The sequence below is a fragment of the Castellaniella sp. GW247-6E4 genome (assembly GCF_040276065.1).
In the GTDB taxonomy this organism is placed as follows: domain Bacteria; phylum Pseudomonadota; class Gammaproteobacteria; order Burkholderiales; family Burkholderiaceae_B; genus Castellaniella.
On the sequence record NZ_JBELOI010000001.1, the window covers coordinates 138,250 to 159,523 of the forward strand.

Annotated in this window: 18 protein-coding genes and 1 tRNA gene; 5 read left to right on the forward strand and 14 right to left on the reverse strand. The window is 67.2% G+C overall.

Annotated features, from left to right (window positions below; all coding sequences use genetic code 11):
• Positions 1 to 46: 46 nt before the first annotated feature.
• The 7 genes from ABS761_RS00630 to ABS761_RS00660 all read right to left on the reverse strand — a co-directional run bounded on the left by ABS761_RS00630 (position 47) and on the right by ABS761_RS00660 (position 5,808).
• Positions 47 to 1,426: a sensor histidine kinase gene (locus ABS761_RS00630; protein WP_350405969.1), complete on the reverse strand. Its 1,380-nt coding sequence runs from the start codon at positions 1,424 to 1,426 to the stop codon at positions 47 to 49.
• Complete coding sequence (locus ABS761_RS00635) at positions 1,393 to 2,082, reverse strand: response regulator transcription factor (RefSeq protein ID WP_269496070.1); 690 nt, start codon at positions 2,080 to 2,082, stop codon at positions 1,393 to 1,395. Before ABS761_RS00635 ends, ABS761_RS00630 begins: the two co-directional genes overlap by 34 nt.
• Before the next feature lie 31 nt (positions 2,083 to 2,113).
• A complete protein-coding gene (locus tag ABS761_RS00640; RefSeq protein WP_269496071.1) occupies positions 2,114 to 3,328 on the reverse strand; it encodes a trans-sulfuration enzyme family protein in 1,215 nt (404 codons plus the stop codon).
• 70 nt (positions 3,329 to 3,398) lie between these two features.
• Positions 3,399 to 4,853 (reverse strand): phospholipase D-like domain-containing protein, encoded by a 1,455-nt coding sequence (locus tag ABS761_RS00645; protein WP_350405971.1) that lies wholly within the window; start codon positions 4,851 to 4,853, stop codon positions 3,399 to 3,401.
• A gap of 8 nt (positions 4,854 to 4,861) precedes the next feature.
• Complete coding sequence (locus tag ABS761_RS00650; RefSeq protein ID WP_350405973.1) at positions 4,862 to 5,098, reverse strand: hypothetical protein; 237 nt, start codon at positions 5,096 to 5,098, stop codon at positions 4,862 to 4,864.
• A 55-nt stretch (positions 5,099 to 5,153) separates the two neighbouring features.
• Positions 5,154 to 5,582 carry a multidrug/biocide efflux PACE transporter gene (locus ABS761_RS00655; protein WP_350405974.1) on the reverse strand — a complete coding sequence of 143 codons (429 nt, stop codon included), beginning with the start codon at positions 5,580 to 5,582 and terminating at the stop codon, positions 5,154 to 5,156.
• Positions 5,583 to 5,732: 150 nt separating this feature from the next.
• Positions 5,733 to 5,808 (reverse strand) — tRNA-His (locus ABS761_RS00660).
• A 226-nt stretch (positions 5,809 to 6,034) separates the two neighbouring features.
• On the opposite strand from ABS761_RS00660, the gene ABS761_RS00665 reads away from it, so the two are divergent.
• The 4 genes from ABS761_RS00665 (at position 6,035) to bamC (ending at position 9,497) form a co-directional block, all read left to right on the forward strand.
• On the forward strand, positions 6,035 to 6,661 hold the full coding sequence (locus ABS761_RS00665) for an L-threonylcarbamoyladenylate synthase (protein ID WP_350405976.1): 627 nt from the start codon (positions 6,035 to 6,037) through the stop codon (positions 6,659 to 6,661).
• Positions 6,662 to 6,719: 58 nt separating this feature from the next.
• Positions 6,720 to 7,376: a site-2 protease family protein gene (locus ABS761_RS00670; RefSeq protein WP_350405977.1), complete on the forward strand. Its 657-nt coding sequence runs from the start codon at positions 6,720 to 6,722 to the stop codon at positions 7,374 to 7,376.
• An 81-nt stretch (positions 7,377 to 7,457) separates the two neighbouring features.
• Positions 7,458 to 8,360 (forward strand): 4-hydroxy-tetrahydrodipicolinate synthase, encoded by a 903-nt coding sequence (dapA, locus tag ABS761_RS00675; protein WP_350405979.1) that lies wholly within the window; start codon positions 7,458 to 7,460, stop codon positions 8,358 to 8,360.
• Positions 8,361 to 9,497, forward strand: a complete 1,137-nt coding sequence (bamC, locus tag ABS761_RS00680) for an NlpB/DapX family lipoprotein (RefSeq protein ID WP_350405981.1) — start codon at positions 8,361 to 8,363, stop codon at positions 9,495 to 9,497.
• Between the two features lie 54 nt (positions 9,498 to 9,551).
• Here bamC and ABS761_RS00685 read toward each other — a convergent pair whose 3' ends face one another.
• Genes ABS761_RS00685 through ABS761_RS00705 form a run of 5 tightly spaced genes read right to left on the reverse strand, consistent with a single transcriptional unit; the run spans position 9,552 to position 15,607 of the window.
• The gene (locus ABS761_RS00685; protein ID WP_350405983.1) at positions 9,552 to 9,812 is read right to left on the reverse strand and encodes a formate dehydrogenase subunit delta; all 261 of its coding nucleotides are present in this window, start codon (positions 9,810 to 9,812) and stop codon (positions 9,552 to 9,554) included.
• Positions 9,809 to 10,666, reverse strand: a complete 858-nt coding sequence (fdhD, locus tag ABS761_RS00690) for a formate dehydrogenase accessory sulfurtransferase FdhD (RefSeq protein ID WP_350405985.1) — start codon at positions 10,664 to 10,666, stop codon at positions 9,809 to 9,811. Before fdhD ends, ABS761_RS00685 begins: the two co-directional genes overlap by 4 nt.
• Before the next feature lie 14 nt (positions 10,667 to 10,680).
• Positions 10,681 to 13,554, reverse strand: a complete 2,874-nt coding sequence (fdhF, locus tag ABS761_RS00695; RefSeq protein ID WP_350405986.1) for a formate dehydrogenase subunit alpha — start codon at positions 13,552 to 13,554, stop codon at positions 10,681 to 10,683.
• A gap of 9 nt (positions 13,555 to 13,563) precedes the next feature.
• Entirely contained in the window at positions 13,564 to 15,123 is a 1,560-nt protein-coding gene (locus ABS761_RS00700) for a formate dehydrogenase beta subunit (protein WP_350405987.1), read from the reverse strand.
• A gap of 1 nt (position 15,124) precedes the next feature.
• Positions 15,125 to 15,607, reverse strand: a complete 483-nt coding sequence (locus ABS761_RS00705) for an NAD(P)H-dependent oxidoreductase subunit E (RefSeq protein ID WP_350405988.1) — start codon at positions 15,605 to 15,607, stop codon at positions 15,125 to 15,127.
• 193 nt (positions 15,608 to 15,800) lie between these two features.
• Between ABS761_RS00705 and ABS761_RS00710 the strand changes: the two genes are divergently transcribed.
• Positions 15,801 to 16,907 carry a substrate-binding domain-containing protein gene (locus ABS761_RS00710; protein ID WP_350405990.1) on the forward strand — a complete coding sequence of 369 codons (1,107 nt, stop codon included), beginning with the start codon at positions 15,801 to 15,803 and terminating at the stop codon, positions 16,905 to 16,907.
• 90 nt (positions 16,908 to 16,997) lie between these two features.
• Here the strand turns inward: ABS761_RS00710 and ABS761_RS00715 are convergent, their stop codons facing one another.
• Together ABS761_RS00715 and mutS are read right to left on the reverse strand one after the other, a co-directional pair.
• The gene (locus ABS761_RS00715) at positions 16,998 to 18,191 is read right to left on the reverse strand and encodes a JmjC domain-containing protein (RefSeq protein WP_350405991.1); all 1,194 of its coding nucleotides are present in this window, start codon (positions 18,189 to 18,191) and stop codon (positions 16,998 to 17,000) included.
• A 7-nt stretch (positions 18,192 to 18,198) separates the two neighbouring features.
• The gene (mutS, locus tag ABS761_RS00720; protein ID WP_350405993.1) at positions 18,199 to 20,790 is read right to left on the reverse strand and encodes a DNA mismatch repair protein MutS; all 2,592 of its coding nucleotides are present in this window, start codon (positions 20,788 to 20,790) and stop codon (positions 18,199 to 18,201) included.
• Between the last annotated feature and the right edge of the window lie 484 nt (positions 20,791 to 21,274).

Consider the following 21,274-nt stretch of genomic DNA (forward strand, 5'->3'; position numbering starts at 1 on the left):
CTCCGTTGAGTGACGGAGCCACCTTAGCGCCATCGTCCCGAAAAACTTACGAATTCTGCTGACGGGATGCTGAAAATACCTCTGGGCGACGAGGCGCATCGGGAGGCAAAATCAGGCGGACCTCTGTCCAGCTTGGCGTGTCGGCATGCGATGAGGTGATGGCTAGCTCCCAGCCCTGCAGCTCACAGACGCGTTGCGCGATCGCCAGCCCCAGGCCGCCGGTCTCGGTCGGGCTGCTGGACTTCAGGTCGGTCCGGCCATCGCGCCACTCTCGAAGCCTGGCGAGCCGCTCGGCGGGGATGCCGGGGCCGTCATCGTGGAATCGCAGCGTCGCCGGTTGTGCGAGGCCGACGGTCAGGGTGGCGGGGGCGGCGTGCTCGATCGCGTTGCGCAGCAGATTGCGCAGCACGATGAGCAGCGCGTAGGGATCGAGCCGGCAGACGCTGCCGGGCGGGACCCGATTCAGCAGTGTGAGTCCCCGGGCCTGGGCCGTGGGCTGCATGGCGAACCAGGCCTCGTCCAGAGCGCCGGCCAGATCCACGGACTGGATGCGGGCAGGATCGATGCTGTTCATCGCGACGGCCTCCGACAGGCTGGCGGCCGCCGCATCGATCTGGGTCAGCATGCGTTGCAGCCGCTCGCACAGCGGTGAGTCGGACGCTGTTTCCAGCAGGGCCATTTCGACGTCCGTGCGCAGCGCCGCCAGGGGTGTACGCAGCTCGTGGCTCAGATTGGCGGCGAATTGACGCTCGAACGCCATCGAGCGGTCGACGTGATCCTGAAGGCAGTTGAAGGCCTCGATCAGTTGAGCGGCTTCGTCTCCGCGTGGCGCGGGCGCGGGCGCGCCGCCGCGGCTCCAGGCGGACAGACGCTCGGAGACGATGCCGATGGGGGCCACGACGCGGCGCGCCAGACGACGCGCCAGCAGCCACGCGCATATCAGGGCCGCCACGGCCCCCGCCGCCAGCACCCCGCCAAACGCCCGCACGCGGTCTTCATGGGCCGTGGCGTCGTAAAGGACGTAGAGCCGGCCCTGGGGAACCGCCTCGACCCAGGTATGCCAGGTGCGGCCGTCACGATGCAGCTCGCGGGCGCCCGCGGCCTGGTCGAACAGATCGTCCTCGGGCGGGCGCGCGTCGGCCGGCAGGACCCAGGCCTGGATCCTGCCGCCATCGCTGGCCCGGGCCGACAGGACGGTGGATGGATTTCGCTGGGCCCGCAGGTCGTCGCGCAGCGCCTGGACCTGGCCGGCCAGCACCTCGTCGACCAGGTCGTCCTCCATCTGGGCGAACGCCTCATAGGCGAGCAGGCAGATGACGAGCAGGAATAGCGCGACCGAGCCGGTCAAGGCCCAGGTCACACGATTGGCGAGGGACATCGGCCGCACGGCGCTCAGTCCGGTTGGCGGCTGCTGGCCAGTCGCCATCCCTGCCCCGGGACGACGACGATATCCGGCCCGCCGGCCTCGCGCAGGCGCCGGCGCAGCAGATGCACTTGATCGTGCAGGGCGCGCTCGGACGGCGGCCCGTCCGGCCACAGCGTGTCCTTCAGCCGCGCCTGGGACACCGGGCGGCCCGGCGTGCCCAGCAGCAGCTCCAGCAACAGCACCGATTTGCGCGGCAGCGGCAGGGCCTTGTCCCCGACGGTGGCCGCGTGCGTGCGGGGGTCGTAGCCGAGGTCTCCGAATACCGCGACCTCGGGTTCGTGCCCGCGTCCGCGGCGCAGCAGCACCCGCAGGCGCGCGACGACTTCGGCCAATGCGAAGGGCTTGATCAGATAGTCCTCGGCGCCGTGCTCGAAGGCGAGCAGCTTGTCCTCCATGCGATCCCTTGCGGTCAGAACCAGCGTCGGGCAGCGCAAGCGTTCGTCGCGCTGCATGGCGCGCAGCAGGTCCATGCCGCTCATTCCCGGCAGGCCCAGGTCCAGCACCATTGCCTCGAAGCCCGCTGCGCTCAGCATGGCCAGCGCCCCCTGGCCGTCATAGGCCGCATCCGGCGTGTAGCCCTGGCGTTCGAGGTAGCCGTAGAGATTCGCGGCGATCGTGGGGTCGTCCTCGACGATCAGGATGCGTGCGCTGGGCATCGGGGGCGATCCGGCTCGGCCGCCTGTCGGGTCAGGAGACCCGCGCGGCCTGCTGCAGCGCCTGCGCCAGATCCGCCTTCAGGTCGTCGACGTGTTCCACGCCCACCGACATGCGCACGAAATTGGGTTCGATGCCGGCGGCCCGCATGTCGGCCTCGGTCATCGAGCTGGCCCACATCGAGGCGGTGTGCACGGCCAGGGTCTCGACCCCGCCCAGGCTGACGGCCTGCGTCGCCAGACGCAGGGCCGAGACGAAGCGCTGGGTGGCATCGAACCCCCCACGCAGCGAATACGCCACCACCGCGCCGTAGCCTGTCATCTGGCGCGCGGCCAGCGCATGCTGCGGATGGCTGGCCAGGCCCGGATAATAGACCTTTTCAATCTCCGGCCTCGACTCGAGCCATTGCGCCAGGGCCAGCGCGTTGGCGTTGATGCGCTCCATGCGCAGCGGCAGTGTGCGCAAGCCGCGCAGCAGCAGCCAGGCGTCCATGGGCGAGAGCACCGCGCCCAGCGTGACATGCATGTGCCAGATCTGCTCGGCCAGGGCCTCGCTGCAGCAGATCGCCCCCGCCATCAGGTCGTGGTGGCCGCCCAGGTACTTCGTCGCGCTGTGCACCACGATGTCGATCCCCAGGTCGTGCGGGCGCTGGTTCAGCGGCGAGGCGAAGGTGTTGTCGGCGATGGTCAGAATGCCGCGTTCGCGCGCCAGCGCGGCGACCGCCGCCAGGTCGGTGATCGACAGGGACGGATTGACGGGGGTTTCCAGCATGATCAGCCGTGTGTCCGGGCGCAGTGCGGCGCGCAGCCCGTCCAGGTCGGTCTGATCAAAAAAACTGACCTCGACGCCATAGCGGGTCAGGACGTCGGAAAACAGTTTCGACGTGCTCATGTAGTGGCGCTGCTGGGCCACGACGTGGTCGCCCGCCTTGAGCAGGGCCAGGACGGTGGTGCAGATCGCGCCCATGCCCGAGCCGGTCAGCAGCGCGGTCTCGGTGCCTTCGAGCTCGGCGAGGATGGCCTCGACGCGCTTGTGCACGGGATTGCCATGGCGGGTGTAGAAATTGGCCGGCCGGGGCGTGGTGGAGATCTCCGCGAACTGTTCCGCGGTATCGGCGCGAAACGTGGCGCTGTAGTGGATGGGGGCGACGACCGCGGCATCCGTGGCGAATGCGGCATCGCCGTGCAGCACCGTGGTTTCCCGATGCCAGTCGGGAAGGTTCGCGCAATCGCGCCGGGGGGCATTCATGGAGGGCTCCTGTCTTGCGGTGGATGGAATAGCGTCCATCATACGCCCGCCGTCGGCGGGCCAAGCGCCCTCAGAGGTAGGGGCTGGCGAGCCAGATGACGCGGTTGCGCAGCTGCTTGAGGAAGGGGATCGCCGCCAGCGACTCGCGGGTGACCGCCTCGGCGTTGGCGATTTCGCGGTCGATGCGCGCCTCGATCTGGCCGGCCAGGTGCGGATCGTAGATCTCCAGATCGAGTTCGAAGTTCAGGCGCAGGCTGCGGGGATCGAGGTTCGAGGATCCGACGTAGGACCAGCCGCCGTCGATGGTCAGGAGCTTGGAGTGGTTGAAGTTCGAGCGGCAGCGCCAGATGCGGCATCCGCCCGCGAGCACTTGATCGAGCTGCGCGGTCATGGCGTAGTTCACCAGGCGCAGGTTGTTGCGGCCCGGAATGACGATATCGACCTGGATGCCGCGCCGCGCCGCGGTATTGAGCGCCCCCATCAGGGTCTGGTCGGGCAGGAAATAGGGGGACTGGATGCGGACGTGGCGCTGGGCGACGGCGAGGGCGCCGAGCAGGACGTTGTGGGTGGCGGCGATAAAGCGATCGGGGCTCGAGCGCACGCAGCGGGCCGGCACGTGCGGCATCGGCGCTTGCGGGGCGATCACGCACCACTCCTCGATGGGCAGGCGTTCGCGCGTGGTGAATTCCCAATCATTGGCGAAGACGGCGAACAACTGGGTGGCGACCGGACCCTCGATGCGAAAGTGCGTGTCGTGCGACATGTGGCTGCCCGCGAGCGACGACATGAAGCCCTCGCGGATGTTCATGCCGCCCGTGAAGCCCAGGTGCCCGTCCACGAACAGGATCTTGCGGTGACTGCGCAGATTGGCATAGGGCATGCGCAGGCCCAGGGGGTTGCTCATGAACAGCTCGGCGCGGATGCCGCTGCGCAGCAGCAGACGGATGATCGGCGGGTGTGAGTACTTGGAGCCGATGGCGTCGATCAGGACCCGGATCCTCACCCCGCGCCGGCGGGCGGCCTCGAGCGCCTGGACGAAACGCAGGCCGATGCGGTCGTGATCGAAGATATAGGTCTGGAGGGCGATGCTGTGCTGCGCGCCCTCGATGGCTTCGATCATCGCCGGGTATGCCTCGTCGCCGCCGTCCAGCAGCGTGATCCGGTTGCCATCGTGCAGGGGGAAGCGGCTGATGCGGTCGCCGAGCACGCGCAGCGAGGCGAATTGCGGGCCGGCGAGCGCACCCACACCAGTAAAGGGTTCGCGCGCGTGATTGACGTAGTCCTTGATGCTGCGGCTGCGCTGCGTCGAGAGCTGGTCATGGCGGATGCGGTTGATGCCCGCCACGAGGTAGAGGAAGGGCCCGATGAGCGGCGACATCAGGATCACTCCGACCCAGGCGATGGCGGCGCGCACGTCGGATTTGTTCATGGCGGCGTGGATCGCCGCCACGGCGCCGATGCCCAGGGACGCCAGTGCGGTGATGTGCGGCCAGTAGTCGGCAAGGAAGGCGGTCAGCGTGTCCATCGCGGCGTTCAGGCGGCGTCCCGCGGCGAGCGGGGTCGCTCGCGCAGGGTATCGAACCAGTCGGCGTTCGGCGCACCCTGGCAGGCAAGGGTCTGCGCGCTCGAGTGCGCCCGCCAGACGCCACCGCCGATGCCGGGGACGGGGCGCGTCCGATACCAGAACCAGCGACCGTCCGCGTCCTGGGCGGCCCAGTCCCAGCCCTCTGGGGCCGCGGACCAGTCGAGGGCGGGTGGCGTTTCCTTCATGGCGATCCTTCGGTGCTGTGAGGGCCTACGGCGCGGCCTTCGGGATTCCCGCAGTTTACCCGGCCCGCATTAAATTTTGCCGAATCTTGTCGTAGCCCAGATTGAACAGGAAGCCATAGGGCAGGTAGAACAGCACGAAGCCGATGTCCAGCGCCAATGCGTGCCAGATCGAGACTTCGAGCCACCAGGCCACAAAGGGAATGGCGATGAGGATCAGGCCGAACTCGAAGCCGAAGGAGTGCGCGATGCGCACCAGATAGCCGCGCTCGAACCTCAACCGGGCCTGCAGGCGGTCAAAGAGCCAGTTGTAGAGCATGTTCCAGAACACCGCCATGGTGGCGATGACGGCGGTCAGCACACCCATGTCGAATATCGATTCGCCCGTGATCCAGGCCGCGAGCGGCGCCGAGATCAGGATGGCGAGGATTTCGAACAGCAGGGCGTGAAGGAGGCGTTCCGAGGGGCTGCGTTTGTGGATCTGCATGGGAGGTCGGGTGGCGGTGCCGTCACCGCGAACTCGCGCATCAAGCGGGGCCGTCCACGCTTGCGAGGCCGGACCGGCCTCTGTCGCCAGGGCGCCGGGATCCACAATGGCGGGGATCCGGGCTGGCGATATGAAAACCATTGAATTTATTGGGGTGACCGATGGGGCTCGAACCCACGACAACCGGAATCACAATCCGGGACTCTACCAACTGAGCTACGGTCACCGCCGGCTCGGAAAAACGAGGACAGCACCCCGTAAGACCGAAAGAACGAGGATTCTAGCATGAACCCGGGCGATTTTGTATGATCCGGAGCGGCTCTTGATCGCCGGCGGGTTTTCCGTCATGTTATGGTTGATCCCATCGCCGCGCGGGCGATGCCGGGATTTCCGCAAACCGGGTGCCGCGCCCCGCTGGCGGGTCTCGGCGCCAGCCACACAGGAATCCGCTCATGGCACAAATATTCGTCGTACACCCCGAGAACCCGCAATCCCGGCTGCTGCGGCAGGCGGGCGAGCTCCTTGCCGAGGGCGGCCTGGTGGCCGTGCCGACCGACTCCAGCTATGCCGTGGTGGCGCGGCTGGACGACAAGGCGGCCGCCGATGGCCTGCGCCGGTTGCGCGGCCTCGATGATCGCCACCATCTGACGCTGCTGTGCCGCGACCTGGCCGAGATCAGCCATTTCGCGCGCGTCGACAATACCCAGTACCGCTTGCTGAAAATGGCCACACCAGGCCCCTGGACCTTCATCCTCGAGGCCTCGCGCGAGGTGCCTCGCCGGGTATCCCATCCTTCGCGCAAGACCATCGGCATCCGGGTACCGGACCATCGCGTCGCGCTGGCGCTGATCGAGGCGGCCGGCTCGCCGCTCATGTCCACGACCTTGATTCCCCAGGACGAGGATCTCCCCTTGAACGACGCGCAGGAAATCTTCGCCCGCTACGAGCACCAGCTCGCCGCCGTCGTCGATGGCGGGCCGTGCGCCTTCGAGGCGACCACGGTCATCGATCTGACCGGCGCCGCTCCCGAGGTGGTGCGTCGGGGGCGCGGCGATCCAGCGGCCCTGGGCCTGGCTTGACATTCGTGAATTCAGGGCTGGCGGATCGGGTTCCGGCGGCTGTTTCGCATGGAGCATCATGGAATCCCTGATCCAGACAATCGCCGTCTACGCCTTGCCGGTCCTGTTCGGCATCACCCTGCACGAGGCGGCGCACGGCTATGTGGCGCGCATGTTTGGCGATCCGACGGCCTGGCAGGCCGGGCGGATCAGCCTCAATCCCTTGAGGCACGTCGACCCGATGGGCACGATCGTCGTGCCCGTCGTGTTGCTGTTCGCCTCCAAGCTCATGGGTGGCGGCGGCCTGCTGTTTGGCTGGGCCAAGCCAGTGCCCGTGGATTGGGGCCGCCTGCGCCACCCCAAGCGCGACATGCTCTGGGTGGCTCTTGCCGGCCCCGCCTCGAACCTGGTCATGGCCATCCTCTGGGCCATCTCCCTGCGCCTGCTGGCAGAGACGGGGATGGTCGCCGGCCAGGGCGATTTCTGGGTCCGCATGGCCATCGCCGGCGTGCAGGTCAATCTGATTCTGATGGCCCTGAACCTGGTGCCGCTGCCGCCCCTGGACGGCGGCCGCATCGTCTTCAGCCTGCTGCCGCCGCGCCTGGCCTGGCAGTATTCGCGGATCGAACCCTACGGCCTGCTGATATTGGTCGTGCTGATGTTCACCGGCGCCCTGTGGGTGATCCTGCGGCCGCTATTGGCCTTTGGGCAATTAATTGTCAACGCGTTCTTGTGAGCCTGGGGACTTCATCCGGTACACTGGCGGCTTTATAATCGGGGCCTCGTATCCCCAGATGCTCAGGAGGCAGCGCTCATCATGGCCAGCTCGGATTCATCCACCCCCACTTTCCAGGGCAGCATGGTCGCTCTCGTGACGCCCATGCACCCCGACGGGCGACTGGACCTCGATGCCTTCCGAAAACTCATCGACTGGCACGTCGAACAAGGCACCGACGCCCTGGTGGTGGTCGGGACCTCGGGCGAATCGCCCACCGTGACGGTCGACGAGCAGGCCGAGCTGATTGCGCTCGCGGTGCGCCATGCCGCCGGCAGGATTCCCGTGATCGCCGGCACCGGGGGCAACTCCACCGCCGAGGCGATCGAGCTCTCGCGCCATGCAAAGGCCTCCGGGGCGGCGGCCGGCCTCTCGGTGGTGCCGTATTACAACAAGCCTACCCAGGAAGGCCTGTACCGGCATTTCCGCAGCGTGGCCGAGGCGGTTGACCTGCCGTGCATCCTGTACAACGTCCCGGGCCGGACGGTGGCCGACATGAGCAACGACACCATCCTCAGGCTCGCCCAGGTGCCCGGCATCATCGGCGTCAAGGACGCCACCGGAAATATCGCCCGGGGCGCGCGGCTCATCGCGGCGGCCCCTGCGGATTTCCATGTGATCAGCGGCGACGATCCGACCGCGGCCGCCCTCATCCTGCTGGGTGGGCGCGGCAACATCTCGGTGACCGCCAACGTCGCCCCGCGCCTCATGCACGAGATGTGCGCCGCCGCGCTGCGCGGGGATGTGCCCGAGACGCGCCGCCTCAATGCGCGGCTGAGCGAGCTCAACCACGTGCTGTTCCTCGAAGCCAATCCCATCCCCGTCAAGTGGGCGGTGGCCGAAATGGGCCTGATCCCGCTCGGCTGCCGCCTGCCCTTGACGCCTCTGGACTCCCAGTATCGCGCCGCCGTGCGCCAAGCCCTGACTGACGCAGGTTCACTCTGAATGAAAATTAAACGCAAGCCGACCCCATGGGTCCCGACGGCACTCGCCCTGAGCCTGCTGACGCTGGCCGGTTGCTCGTCGTTCGGGCAACTGACCGGAGCAACCGAGTCGATCGAGTACAAGAGCACGGTCTCGGGCGATCCGCTGGTCATTCCGCCGGATCTGACCAAAGCCAACCAGAGCCCCCATTATCAGGCGCCCGAAGGCACGGCCCGCCTGAGCGATTACGCCGCCAGCCGCCAGGCCCAGGCGGATCTCTCGCCGGCCGACCGGGTCCTGCCACAGCAATCCGGCATTCAGGTCATGCGCGATGGTACGCTGCGCTGGCTGGTCGTCGACCAGGCGGCCGAGACGCTGTTCCCCAGGGTGATCGAGTTCTGGGGCGAGCAGGGCTTCACGATTCAGTCCCAGGATCCGCGCGCGGGGCTCATACAGACCGACTGGGCGGAAAACCGCGCCAAGATTCCCGAGGGCTGGCTACGCAGCGCCCTGGGCAATGTCATTGATCAGGTGTTCGACAGCGGCGAGCGTGATCGCTTCACGACCCGCATGGAACGCGCCAACGGCAAGACCGAAATCTATATCAGCCACCAGCACATGGAGGAAACGCCCACCAATGACGGCGCGGCCTTCAAGTGGCTATACGGCAAGGAGGACCCGGGTCTCAACGCCGCCATGCTGGCGCGCCTGATGGTGTATCTGGGCACCAGCGAGCAGCAGGCCCAGGCCAAGCTCAGCGCCGCCGAAAAGGACAACAGCGCGATGGCCCTGGCCCAGATCGGGGCCGGCGCGGCCTCGCTGCGCTTGAACGAACCCTTCGACCGGGCCTGGCGGCGCGTGGGCGTGGCCATCGACTCGGCGCGCTTCACCGTCGAGGACCGCAACCGCGCCCAGGGCGACTACTACATCCGCTACCTGGATACAGACACGGGCGAAAAGATCGAGCAGCAAAACATGTTCGGTCGCCTGTTCGGATCGCGCAACACCGCCGAGCCGCTGAAGCTGCGCGTCCACGTCGCGCAGGACGGCGGCGGCACTGCGGTGTCGGTGCTCGATGACGCGGGCCAGCCCAAGACCGACGCCACCGCGCAGCGCATCATCACGGTGCTCTCAAAGCACTTGAACGAGACCCGCTAGAGAGGCCGGTGCGGGGGCTCGTCCGATGATACGTTGGAAGGGTCCGCCCCCGGCTCAGGCTGGCCGGGCTTGCGGGTACAGGCGCGTGTGGTGCAGGGCGATGGCCTCTTGGCAGATCTCGCTCAGCATGGCCTCGCCCGAACGCCCCTCGGGGTGTGCCGCGAGGTAGTCGAGCAGGGCGCGGCGCATGCGTGGTTCCCAGTACCGGCGGATGTGATCGGCGATGCCGTCGACGCCCTCGGCCCTGTCCGGCATGGCCTCGAAGAAATGGCCGATGCGATTGGCCAGGCGGATGAGATGTTCGATATTGGTCATGAAGCGTCCCCGTCCAGGCGCAGATATTCCGGATGCGTATATATTGTGTATCTATTTTCGCGGGCGAAGCCGGCCAGCATCATCCGCGCCTCGTCGGCGAGTTGAATCGCCATTGAGGTAGGGGCCGAGACCGCGACCAGCGCGCGGATGCCGGCCGAGTGAGTTTTTTGCACCATCTCGAAGCTTGCGCGGCTCGAGACCACGACGAAGCCCAGGCCGCGGTCCACCGGCTCGCGCAGCAGCCGGCCGATGAGCTTGTCGAGCGCATTATGCCGTCCGACGTCCTCGTACAGCCAGATGAGTTGGCCTTGTGCATCGGCCCAGGCCGCTGCGTGGGTTGCGCCCGTGAGGTTGTGCAGAGGCTGGCGCCGGTGCAGCTCGCCCAGCGCCTGTTCGATGGCGCGGGCCGGCCAAGGCCGTTCGGGTGCGGACAAGGGCGCCAGGTCGCGGCGGATCTGCGCCAGGCTCTCGACGCCGCACAGGCCGCAACCCGTGCTGCCGGCGAGTTTTCGGTGGCGCAGCTTGAGCGCATGCAGTCGGGCCGCGGCGATCCGCATGTCGGCCACCACGCCCTCAGGCGTGACGCGGACGGTGATGTCCCGCAGCTCGTCCGCCGATTCGATGATGCCCTCGGTAAAGGAAAACCCCAGCGCGAGCTCCTCGATGTGCAGCGGCGAGGCGAGCAGCGCGGCATGGGCGATGCCATTGTATTCCAGGGCGACCGCCTGTTCGCGGGCGATGGCGTCCTGCCCGGCGCGGGCGCCGGCGGCGTCCGCGCGCAGCACCTGGGCGACCGAGTGGCCGGCTGCGCTTTCGGGGTGCGCGGACAGGGGGTCGTAGTCGGCCGGATGCATGGACGGGCCCCGGGCTATGGCTGCAAGGCGGCGGGCGCCTCCGCCCGGTCGCGCAGCAGCCGGTCCTGCTTTTGTTCGAAAGCCTCCCAGTCTTGCTGCCACGGGGAAGGGGCGGTCACCTTGCGGACCTGGACGGCGGTCACCTTGTACTCGGGGCAATCGGTGGCCCAGTCGGTGTTGTCCGTCGTCAGGACGTTCGAGCCGCATTCCGGAAAGTGGAAGGTCGTGTAGACCACGCCGGGTTGGATGCGGTCGGTGACCGTGGCTTTGAGTACGGTCTCTCCCGCCCGGCTTTGGATGGAGACCCGGTCGCCCTCGACGATCCCTCGGTCCTCGGCGTCGTGCGGATGAATTTCGAGTACGTCCTCGCTGTGCCAGGCGTTGTTGGCGGTGCGCCGGGTCTGCACCCCGGCGTTGTACTGCGCCAGGATGCGGCCGGTAGTCATGAGCAGCGGGAATTTTCGGGTGGAACGCTCTTCGGTGGGCACGTAGCTGGTAATCATGAAGCGGCCCTTGCCGCGCACGAACTCATCCACGTGCATGATGGGCGTGCCCTCGGGCGCCTCGTCGTTGCAGGGCCACTGGACGCTGCCGCCCAGCGCCGCGATGCGGCCGAAGGACACCCCCGAGAACGTGGGTGTCAGACGTGCGATTTCGTCCAGGATCTCGCCGGGATGGGCGTAGTCCATCGGATAGCCCATGGCGTTGGACAGGGCGCAGGTGACCTCCCAGTCGGCCAGGCCCGCCTGGGGCCGCATGACCTGCCGCACGCGCGAGATGCGCCGCTCGGCGTTGGTGAAGGTCCCGTCCTTTTCCAGGAAGGACGAGCCCGGCAGGAACACGTGGGCGTACTTGGCGGTCTCGTTGAGGAACATGTCCTGCACGATCACGCACTCCATGGCCTCGAGGGCGCCGGCGACGTGCTGGGTGTTGGGGTCGGATTGAGCGACGTCCTCGCCCTGGCAGTACAGGCCCTTGAACGAGCCGCTGTGCGCGGCGTCGAACATGTTCGGCAGGCGCAGGCCCGGCTCGGGCTGCAGGGTCACGCCCCAGGCGGTTTCGAACTGACCGCGAACCTTGTCGTCCGAGACATGGCGGTAGCCGGGGAACTCGTGCGGGAACGAGCCCATGTCGCAGGAGCCCTGGACGTTGTTCTGGCCGCGCAGGGGGTTGATGCCCACCCCTTCGCGGCCGATGTTGCCGGTGACCATCGCGAGGTTGGCGATCGCCATGATCGCGGTGGAGCCCTGGCTGTGCTCGGTGACGCCCAGGCCATAGTAGATGGCGGCGTTGCCGCCGGTGGCATACAGGCGCGCCGCGCCGCGCAGGTCGGCGGCCGGCACACCGGTGATCGATTCGGTGGCCTCGGGGGCGTTTTCCGGGAGGCTGACGAATTGCATCCACTGCTCGAAGGCCTCGGGCTCGCAGCGCGCCCGGACGAAGGCGTGGTCGACCAGATCCTCAGTGACGATGACGTGGGCCAGGGCGTTGAGGACGGCGACATTGGTGCCGGGGCGCACGGGCAGGTGATAGTCGGCCTTGACGTGGGGCCCGTCGACCAGCTCGATGCGGCGCGGATCGATCACGATCAGGCGCGCGCCCTCGCGCAGGCGGCGCTTGAGCCGCGAGGCGAAGACCGGGTGGGCCGCGCTGGGGTTCGCGCCCAGGACGATGGCCACGTCCATGTGCATCACCGAGTCGAAGGTCTGTGTGCCGGCGGATTCCCCAATCGTGGTTTTGAGGCCGTAGCCGGTGGGCGAGTGGCATACGCGTCCGCAGGTATCGACGTTGTTGTTGCCCATGGCCGCGCGCACGAGTTTTTGCACCAGGTAGGTTTCCTCGTTCGTGCAGCGCGACGAAGTGATGCCGCCGATCGAGTCCACGCCGTACTTGGCCTGGATGCGCCGCAGCTCGGAGGCGGCGTGTCCGATGGCTTCGTCCCAGGAGACCTCGCGCCAGGGATCGGTGATCTTTTCCCGGATCATGGGCTTGGTCAGGCGGTCGGCGTGGGTGGCATAGCCCCATGCGAAGCGGCCCTTGACGCAGGAGTGCCCGCGATTGGCCTTGCCGTCCTTCCAGGGGGTCATGCGGATGACCTGCTCGCCCTTCATTTCGGCCTTGAAGCCGCAGCCCACGCCGCAATAGGCACAGGTGGTGATCACGGCGTGCTCGGCCTGGCCCAGCTCGATGACCGTGTTTTCGGTCAGCGACGAGGTCGGGCAGGCCTGAACGCAGGCGCCGCAAGAGACGCAATCGCTGTCGAGGAAACCGTCGTTCTGGCCCGCGATGATGCGTGAGTCGAAGCCCCGGCCGTCAATCGTCAGCGCGTAGGTGCCCTGGACGTCGTCGCAGGCCCGCACGCAGCGGCTGCAGACGATGCATTTCGAGGGGTCGTAGGTGAAGTAGGGGTTCGAGGTGTCCGGGCCATCGTTGAGGTGATTGGCGCCCTCGAAGCCGTAGCGGACATTGCGCAGGCCCACCACGCCGGCCATGTCCTGCAATTCGCAATCGCCGTTGGCCGGACAGGTCAGGCAGTCCAGGGGGTGGTCGGAAATGTAGAGTTCCATGACGTTGCGGCGCAGCTCGTGGAGCTTGGTGGTTTCCGTCGTCACCACCATGCCTTCCTCGACCGGCGTGGTACAGGAGGCCGGATAGCCGCGCCGGCCCTCGATCTGGACCAGGCACAGGCGACAGGAGCCGAAGGCCTCGAGGTTGTCGGAGGCGCACAGCTTGGGGATATTGATGCCGGAGAGCGCCGCGGCGCGCATCACCGAGGTGCCCGCCGGGACGGTGACGGCGGCACCGTCAATGGTGAGCTGGACGAGCTCGGTCGAGAGGGATTCGGGGGTTCCCAGGTCGCGGTCGCGTTTGACGACGGTTTCCAGCATGGCGGGCTCCTAGGCAGTTTGCGGGGCGGTGGGGGCGCGGGCGAGGCCGAAGTCCTCGGGGAAGTGTTCCAGGGCCGACAGCACCGGGTAGGGCGTCATGCCGCCCAGCGCGCACAGCGATCCGGCGAGCATGGTGTCGCACAGCTCGCGCAGCAGCCCGGCCTGGTCCTCGCGCGCCTCGTTGCGGCGGATTTTCTGAATGACCTCGGTGCCTCGCACTGAACCGATGCGGCAGGGCGTGCACTTGCCGCAGGATTCGATGGCACAGAATTCCATCGCGTACTCGGCCATGGCCGCCATGTCGACGGTATCGTCGAAAGCCACGATTCCGCCGTGCCCGAGCATGGCGGAAATCCCCATGAAAGCCTCGTAGTCGAGCGGCGTATCCCATTGGGACTCGGGCAGATAGGCGCCCAGCGGCCCGCCCACCTGCACCGCGCGCAACGGCCGGCCCGATGCGCTGCCGCCGCCGTAGTCGATCAGCAGTTCCCGCAGGGTCGTGCCGAAGGCCTTTTCCACCAGGCCACCTTGGCGGATGTTGCCGGCGATCTGGAAGGGCAGGGTGCCCCGGGACTTGCCCATGCCGAAATCGCGGTAATGATCGGCGCCCCGGGCCAGGATGACGGGTATCGTGGCGAGGGAAATGACGTTATTGATGACGGTCGGGCATCCGAACAGCCCCCGTATGGCGGGCAGCGGCGGCTTGGCGCGCACCATGCCGCGGCGCCCCTCCAGACTTTCCAGCAGAGCGGTTTCCTCGCCGCAGATATAGGCACCCGCGCCGCGGCGCAGTTCGATATCGAAGGACTGGCCCGAGCCCTGGATGTCCTCGCCCAGCCAGCCGGCCTCGCGGGCCAGCGCCAGGGCGCGGGACAGCACGGCCTCGGCCTGGGGATACTCTGAGCGCACGTAGAGATAGCCGCGGGTCGCGCCCACCGCGATCCCCGCGATCGCCATCCCCTCGATCAGCGACAGGGGGTCGCCCTCCATCAGCATGCGGTCGGAGAATGTGCCGGAGTCCCCTTCGTCGGCATTGCAGACGATGAACTTGCGCGGCGCCGGTGTGTCCAGCACGGTGCGCCACTTGATGCCGGTGGGGAAGGCGGCACCGCCCCGGCCCCGCAGGCCGGAATCGGTGACCTCGGACACGATGTCGGCGGGGGCCATGGCCAGTGCCTTGCGCAAGCCACTGAAGCCTTCGTGCGCCTCGTAGTCGGCGAGGTCGAGAGGGTCGATCACGCCCACCCGGGCGAAGGTCAGGCGCTCTTGGCGGTGCAGAAAAGGGATGTCCTCGGTCGGTCCGTGGCACAAGGGGTGTTGACCGCCGTTTCCATGAGCGGCCTCTAGCACCGAGGGCACGTCGGCCAGGCTCACTGGGCCGTAGGCCACGCGCCCCGCGGGCGTCTGGACCTCGACCAGGGGCTCAAGCCAGTGCATGCCGCGAGAGCCGTTGCGTACGATGCGCAGCTCGATCCCGCGTCGGGCCGCCTCGTCGTGAAAGGCATCGGCGAGCGCATCGGCCCCCATGGCGATGGCCGATGTGTCCAGGGGGATGTATAGCGTCGTCATGTCAGGCCTCCGGAGACTGTGCCAGCAGGGCGTCGAGTTTCTCTGGAGTCATGCGGGCGTGGGGCCGGCCATTGATCATGACGGCGGGCGATTGGGCGCACAGTCCGAGGCAATAGACCGGATCCAGCGAAACCGTGTCCGCCGCGCCCGCGTCCAGCCGCGAGCGGGCATGGTCGTACAAGGCCTGCCCGCCGCAGGCCTGACAGGATTCGGCGCGACAGACCTCGAGGCGCACCGGCGCGGGCGCCTCGCGGCGGAAATGACTATAGAACTGGACGACCCCATGGACCTCGGCGCGGGATCGCTGGATCGCCTCGGCGATCTGGACGACGGTCTGGTCGGAGATATGGCCGATCGCGTCCTGGACATCATGCAGGATGGGCAGCAACGAGCCTTCTTGCCCGGCGTGCCGCAGCAAAATGTCGCGCACGATGTGGGTAGGGTCCTGCGGCTGAGCCGCAGCCGCGTTGCGAGGTGCATCCATCGGGCCGTCTCCTGGCGCTCGGCCGGCGGCCGGTGTGCCTAAATATGCTCTATATTACTTAATACCGTACGTATTGTAGAGCTACTCTACTATTGAAAACGGTTTGGATTCAATAAGATAAAAAGTGCATATATAAGGGTGGGTATTCTCTTATATGTAATTTACATCCTATTATTGGTTTTTTGGAGGCGGCGTGGCCGTTTATCGATTCAAGCCGAAAATCCGCTCCGAGTGGCTGCTGGAAAAGCAGAGCGGCGAGGTCCTCGCTATGGGCGAGGTGCTGAGGCTGCTCGCCGCGGTGGACGAATGCGGCCACATCGCCGGTGCCTGCCGGGCGCGGGGCATGTCATACCGCCACGCTTGGGGCATCCTGCGCAAGGCCGAGGGAGAGTTCCAGACGGCCTTGATCGAAACCTCGCGGCGGCGCGGCTCGCGCCTGACGAGCTTCGCCCAGCACTTGCTGTGGGCCAACCGCCGCATCGACGCACGCCTCGCGCCGACCTTCGAGAGCATCGCCTCCGAGCTCCGGGACGAGCTGCAGCGACTCTACTCCGAAGAGCTCTCGGTGCTGAGGCTGCACGCGAGTCACGGCTTTGCCGTCGAGGGCCTGATGCGGCTGGCCAACGGCCAGGGCATGATGCCGCTCGATCTGCGCTATCGCACGGGAATCGAGGCGCTGGCCTCGCTGGACAGCCGCGAATGCGATCTCGCGGGCTTTCAGGTGCCGGGCGCCGCCTACGAGGAACCCATACTCCAGCGATATGCTCGCTGGCTCGATCCCGATCGCATGCTGCTGCTGCATCTGGCCGAGCGCAACACCGGCCTGTTCGTGCAGCCTGGCAATCCAAAGAACATCCGCTCGGTCGCCGATCTCGTGCGGTCCGACGTGCGCTTCGTCAATCGTCAACTCGGATCGAGCACGCGTTTTCTGGTGCATCTGATGCTTGAGGAACTGGACATCGACCCGAACGATGTGCGGGGTTTCGATACCAGCGAGTTCACGCACATGGCCATCGCCGCCCATATCGCCAGCGGCATGGCCGACACCGGCATCGGTGTAGAGACGGCGGCCTGGCGCTGCGGCTTGTCCTTCGTCCCCTTGGCCAAGGAACGGTACTTCTTCGGGATCAACAAGGATCTGGTGGGCAGCCATTCCCTGCAGCGCCTGCTCGACTTGATGAACGGCACCGTGTACCAGTCCTACGTCAAGGATCTGGTGGGCTACGACTGCCGGTTGCTGGGTCGGGTACAGACGCTGGAGCAGGCCTTCGGCAAGGATTTTTCCCAGGCGCTGCATTAGGGGTGCCCGGCAGGAGGGGCTTCGGCGACGTTTCGGTGCGAGGCGTTGCGGGCAGCTCTCGGGTCTGGATGCACGCGGTGGCCGGCGGGCTCAGTCCCGCCAATGCGCCCAGCCCTCCTCCAGCCATTCGTCCAGCATGGACAGGGCGTCCGGCGGCAGCGTGCGCACCGCCTCGGCCGGCAGCCAGCGCCGGTCGGCCAGCGTTTCGAGGGTCGCCTGCATGGCGGCCGGCGCAACCTCGCCGTTGATGAACAATTGGCCGCCCCCGTACATGAGCCGCGTGCAGCGGTCCAGCACCAGCCGCCCGTCCACCGGTACCGATTCCGCCAGCAAGATGGCCTCATCGGCCGGATCGAACAGTGCGCTGTCGGGCAGGTTGGTCAGCCACTGGCCCAGAAAGCGGGCCGCCACCGCCTGATCCAGCCGGACCTGGCGCAGGGTGTCCAGCGTGCTGGCGATCAGGGCTTCGGGCAAGGCGGCCGGCTGGCGGGTGGCCGAGGTGCCAGCGTCCTCGTACAGGCCCGAGAGGTCTGCGCCCGGCAGGCAGGGCTGGCCGTAGAGGCCAGGGTCGTCGAGGAATTGCGCAGAGACCTGGTCGGCCGCCGCCTCGAGCAGGCCGCGCGCCAGGACGGCGCGGCTGGGGACGCGGAAACCGATAGAGATCGTCATGCAATCGCCGATGGCCACTCCGTCGTGGCACGCGTGCGGCGGCAGGTACAGCATGTCGCCGGGCTCGAGGGTGAATTCCTGCTCTGGCCGGAAATCATCGAGGATTTTCAAGGGCAGGCCGGGCACCAGCGCGCGGTCGGCCTGCTGGCTGACGCGCCATCGCCGCCGGCCGTGCGCCTGCAGCAGAAACACGTCATAGCTGTCGTCGTGCGGCCCCACGCCGCCACCATCGGTGGCGATGCTGATCATGGCATCGTCCAGGCGCGCATCGGAAATGAAGCGGAACCGGCGCATCAGCTCGGCGGTGGCGTCATCGTGCAGATCCACGCCCTGCACCAGCAGGGTCCAGTTCGGCTGCGAGGCGGCGGGCAGGCGCTTGAAGGGGCCGCGCTTCATCGTCCAGCCCCGTTCGCCGTGCGTGACCAGGCGGGATTCGGCTTCCTCGCGCCGGGCCAGGGTCTTGATGTCGGCGATCGACAGCGATGGCGTGAAACCGGGGATGGCCTGGGGGATCAGCAGAGGCTTGCGTTGCCAGTAATCCCGCATGAATGCCTGCGGCGTGAGCCCGCCCAGCAGGGCCATGGGTTGGTCGATGTCGATAGCGTCCGTCGTCATGAGGGCCTCACAGGAAGTCGCGCCGAAGCTGGTAGAGCAGGTCCAGCGCCTCGCGCGGACTGAGTGTGTCGGGATCCAGCGCCTGCAGGGCCGCCTTGAGCGGCGCATCGGGCGCCTGGTCCTCGTCCTCGGTCTCTTGGATAAAGAGAGCGAGTTGCGACTCGGCGCGATTGCGCGCCTCGAGCTCGGCCAGCTCGCGCCGCGCGTGGCGGATGACGACTTGCGGGATCCCCGCACGCTGGGCCACATGCAGGCCGTAGCTCTGGCTGGCCGGCCCATTGCGCACCTCATGCAGGAACACCACGCCGTCCGCCGAGTCGGCCGCGGCCAAGTGCACGTTGGCCGCGCCATGGGTTTTTTCCGGCAGGCGCGTCATCTCGAAATAATGCGTGGCGAACAGCACCAGAGCGCGGTTGTGGGTCAGCATCCGGTGGGCGATGGCCCAGGCCAGCGCCAGGCCGTCATAGGTCGAGGTGCCGCGCCCGATCTCGTCCATCAACACCAGGCTGTGCGGCGTGCTCGCGGCCAGGATGGCGCCGGCTTCCATCATCTCCATCATGAAGGTCGAGCGCCCGCCCGCCAGATCGTCGGCTGCGCCGATGCGGGTAAAGATCCGGTCGATCGGGCCGACGGTGGCGGCGCGCGCGGGCACATAGCTGCCCATGCGCGCCAGCAGCGCAATCAGGGCCACCTGGCGCATATAGGTCGATTTTCCGCCCATATTGGGGCCGGTGATCAGCAACATGCGCCGCTCGGCGTCGATGGCGCAATCGTTGGGCGTAAAGACCTCGATCCGATTCTCGACCACCGGATGGCGGCCGGCCTCGATCAGTATCCGGGAGTCCTCGCACAGCACCGGCGCCGCCCAGCCGTTGTCCAGGGCATGCCGCGCCAAGCCGGCAAGCGCGTCGATCCGCGCGAGGGCCGCCGCGCTGCGCGCGAGGGCTGCGGCGTGCGCAGCCGCTTGATCGAGGATTTCTTCGAACAGGAGTTTTTCGCGGGCCAGGCCGCGCTCGCGCGCGGACAGGATCTTGTCCTCCCAGGTCTTGAGCTCGGGCGTGATGTAGCGCTCGGCGTTCTTCAGCGTCTGGCGGCGCCGGTAGTCCGTCGGGACCTTGTCGGCCTGGCCGCGCGAGACCTCGATATAGAAGCCGTGGACGCGGTTGTACTCGACTCGCAGGTTGGCGATGCCGGTGCGTTCGCGCTCGCGCGCCTCGATCTCGAGGAGGAACTCGCCGTTGTCGCCGGCGAGTTTTCGCAGCGCGTCCAGCTCCTCGTCGTAGCCGTCGGCGATCACGCCGCCCTCGCGGATCATCAGGGCAGGCTCGGCGGCGATTGCCCGCGAGAGCAGGGCGTGCAGCGCCGCGTCGACCGGAATGCCGCGCACATCCTCCAGCAGCATGCCGCCAGCCTCGAAGCGCTCCTCGGCGAGCGCCATGATCGCGGGCAGGCGGCACAGGGCTTCGCGCAGGCCCGCAAGCTCGCGCGGCCGGATCGTGCGCAGCGCCAGGCGCGTCGCCATGCGCTCGAGATCGGGCAGCTCGTTCAGGGCCTGCGACAGTTCGCGCAGCGCGGTTGCGGCGTCTCCGCCGCGCGCGGCGAGCAGGCAGGTGATGGCATCCTGGCGGGCCTGCGCCTTGGGATTGTCGCGCAGCGGCGCCTGCAGCCAGCGGCGCAACTGACGGCTGCCCATCGGGGTGCGGCAGTGGTCGAGCGTGGAGAACAGCGTCGGGCCCTCGCCGTCGCCCAGCGACTCGGTCAGCTCGAGATTGCGGCGGGTTGCTGGGTCCAGCACGACGTAATCCCCGCCCGCATCCACCGACAGCGTCTGCACGTGGTTGAGCGCCTGCGCCTGCGTGGCGCCCACATAGCGCAGCAGCGCGCCCGCCGCGCGCGTGGCCAGAGGCAGGGGGTCGAGGCCGAACCCGCCCAGGATATCCACGCCGAAATGCGTCAACAGTGTTTCACGCGCGCCGTCCAGTTCGAAATGCCAGTCCGGTGCACGGCTGACCGTCATCCCGGCGGCCTCGGCGGGCACCTCGGCGCGCTCCACGCACAGCAGCTCCGCCGGCGCAATGCGCCCCAGTTCGGTATCGAGCATGGCCGGCGCGCATTCGCAGACCTTGAACTCCCCGTTTGCCAGGTTCATCCACGCCAGCCCGAGGACATCGCGCTGGCGCCCCTGGCCCGCCACCAGGGCGGCGATGATGCGGTCGGATTTGGCGGGCAGCAGCGCGTCGTCGGTCAGCGTGCCCGGCGTCACCACGCGCACGATCTGGCGCTCGACCGGACCCTTGCTAGTGGCGGGATCGCCGATCTGCTCGCAGATCGCAATCGATTCGCCCAGCGCCACCAGGCGCGCCAGATAGCCCTCCATGGCGTGGAAAGGCACGCCTGCCATCGGAATGGGTGCGCCGTTCGAGGTGCCGCGCTTGGTCAGTGTGAGATTGAGCAGCCGCGCCCCGCGTTCAGCGTCCTCGTAGAACATCTCGTAGAAATCGCCCATGCGGTAGAACAGCAGATGCGAGCCCGCCTGGGCCTTCAGCGTTAAATATTGCTGCATCATGGGGGTGTGATTGGAGAGGTCGGGGGTGGACATGCTGGGTAATTGATCCGCTTGGGTTGGGAGGGGCAGAGGGGTATTATCGTTCGTGGTGGAGGCGGGGGTATGAGGGGGAATTATTGAGCCCCGGTCAGAGTCACCTCTGTTCCCACTAGGCTGATCTACTCATTCACCGCATCTGGCAGTACCCGTTGCTCTCGATCAAACAGCTTGCCATTCTGTACCACGCCCTAGATCGTCATGCCGGATTGCTTTGAGCTTTGCGTATTGCGGCACCCGGTGTCGGGTGCCGCAATCATTACTCCGAAGAGCAAATCCAGAGTTTCAATCCACGCCGCGTGAGCTTGCTATTACCCTGCGCTGCGAGAGGCTATTTTCACTGATTTTGACGGGGTAGGAGCTATGGCGTGTCTTATTTTTCATACTGACATGTTTTTCGGTTGCTTGGGGTCATCAGAAATCAGCGCTTCCGGGGCGGTAAGGGAAATTCCGCATTACGTTGCGCTCATTGTCAGGGGTA

Coding starts and splice junctions, on each gene's coding strand:
- ABS761_RS00630 (WP_350405969.1), bottom strand. CDS start 1,426: ATGGCGACTGGCCAGCAGCCGCCAACCGGACTGAGCGCCGTGCGGCCG.
- ABS761_RS00635 (WP_269496070.1), bottom strand. CDS start 2,082: ATGCCCAGCGCACGCATCCTGATCGTCGAGGACGACCCCACGATCGCC.
- ABS761_RS00640 (WP_269496071.1), bottom strand. CDS start 3,328: ATGAATGCCCCCCGGCGCGATTGCGCGAACCTTCCCGACTGGCATCGG.
- ABS761_RS00645 (WP_350405971.1), bottom strand. CDS start 4,853: ATGGACACGCTGACCGCCTTCCTTGCCGACTACTGGCCGCACATCACC.
- ABS761_RS00650 (WP_350405973.1), bottom strand. CDS start 5,098: ATGAAGGAAACGCCACCCGCCCTCGACTGGTCCGCGGCCCCAGAGGGC.
- ABS761_RS00655 (WP_350405974.1), bottom strand. CDS start 5,582: ATGCAGATCCACAAACGCAGCCCCTCGGAACGCCTCCTTCACGCCCTG.
- ABS761_RS00665 (WP_350405976.1), top strand. CDS start 6,035: ATGGCACAAATATTCGTCGTACACCCCGAGAACCCGCAATCCCGGCTG.
- ABS761_RS00670 (WP_350405977.1), top strand. CDS start 6,720: ATGGAATCCCTGATCCAGACAATCGCCGTCTACGCCTTGCCGGTCCTG.
- dapA (WP_350405979.1), top strand. CDS start 7,458: ATGGCCAGCTCGGATTCATCCACCCCCACTTTCCAGGGCAGCATGGTC.
- bamC (WP_350405981.1), top strand. CDS start 8,361: ATGAAAATTAAACGCAAGCCGACCCCATGGGTCCCGACGGCACTCGCC.
- ABS761_RS00685 (WP_350405983.1), bottom strand. CDS start 9,812: ATGACCAATATCGAACATCTCATCCGCCTGGCCAATCGCATCGGCCAT.
- fdhD (WP_350405985.1), bottom strand. CDS start 10,666: ATGCATCCGGCCGACTACGACCCCCTGTCCGCGCACCCCGAAAGCGCA.
- fdhF (WP_350405986.1), bottom strand. CDS start 13,554: ATGCTGGAAACCGTCGTCAAACGCGACCGCGACCTGGGAACCCCCGAA.
- ABS761_RS00700 (WP_350405987.1), bottom strand. CDS start 15,123: ATGACGACGCTATACATCCCCCTGGACACATCGGCCATCGCCATGGGG.
- ABS761_RS00705 (WP_350405988.1), bottom strand. CDS start 15,607: ATGGATGCACCTCGCAACGCGGCTGCGGCTCAGCCGCAGGACCCTACC.
- ABS761_RS00715 (WP_350405991.1), bottom strand. CDS start 18,191: ATGACGACGGACGCTATCGACATCGACCAACCCATGGCCCTGCTGGGC.
- mutS (WP_350405993.1), bottom strand. CDS start 20,790: ATGTCCACCCCCGACCTCTCCAATCACACCCCCATGATGCAGCAATAT.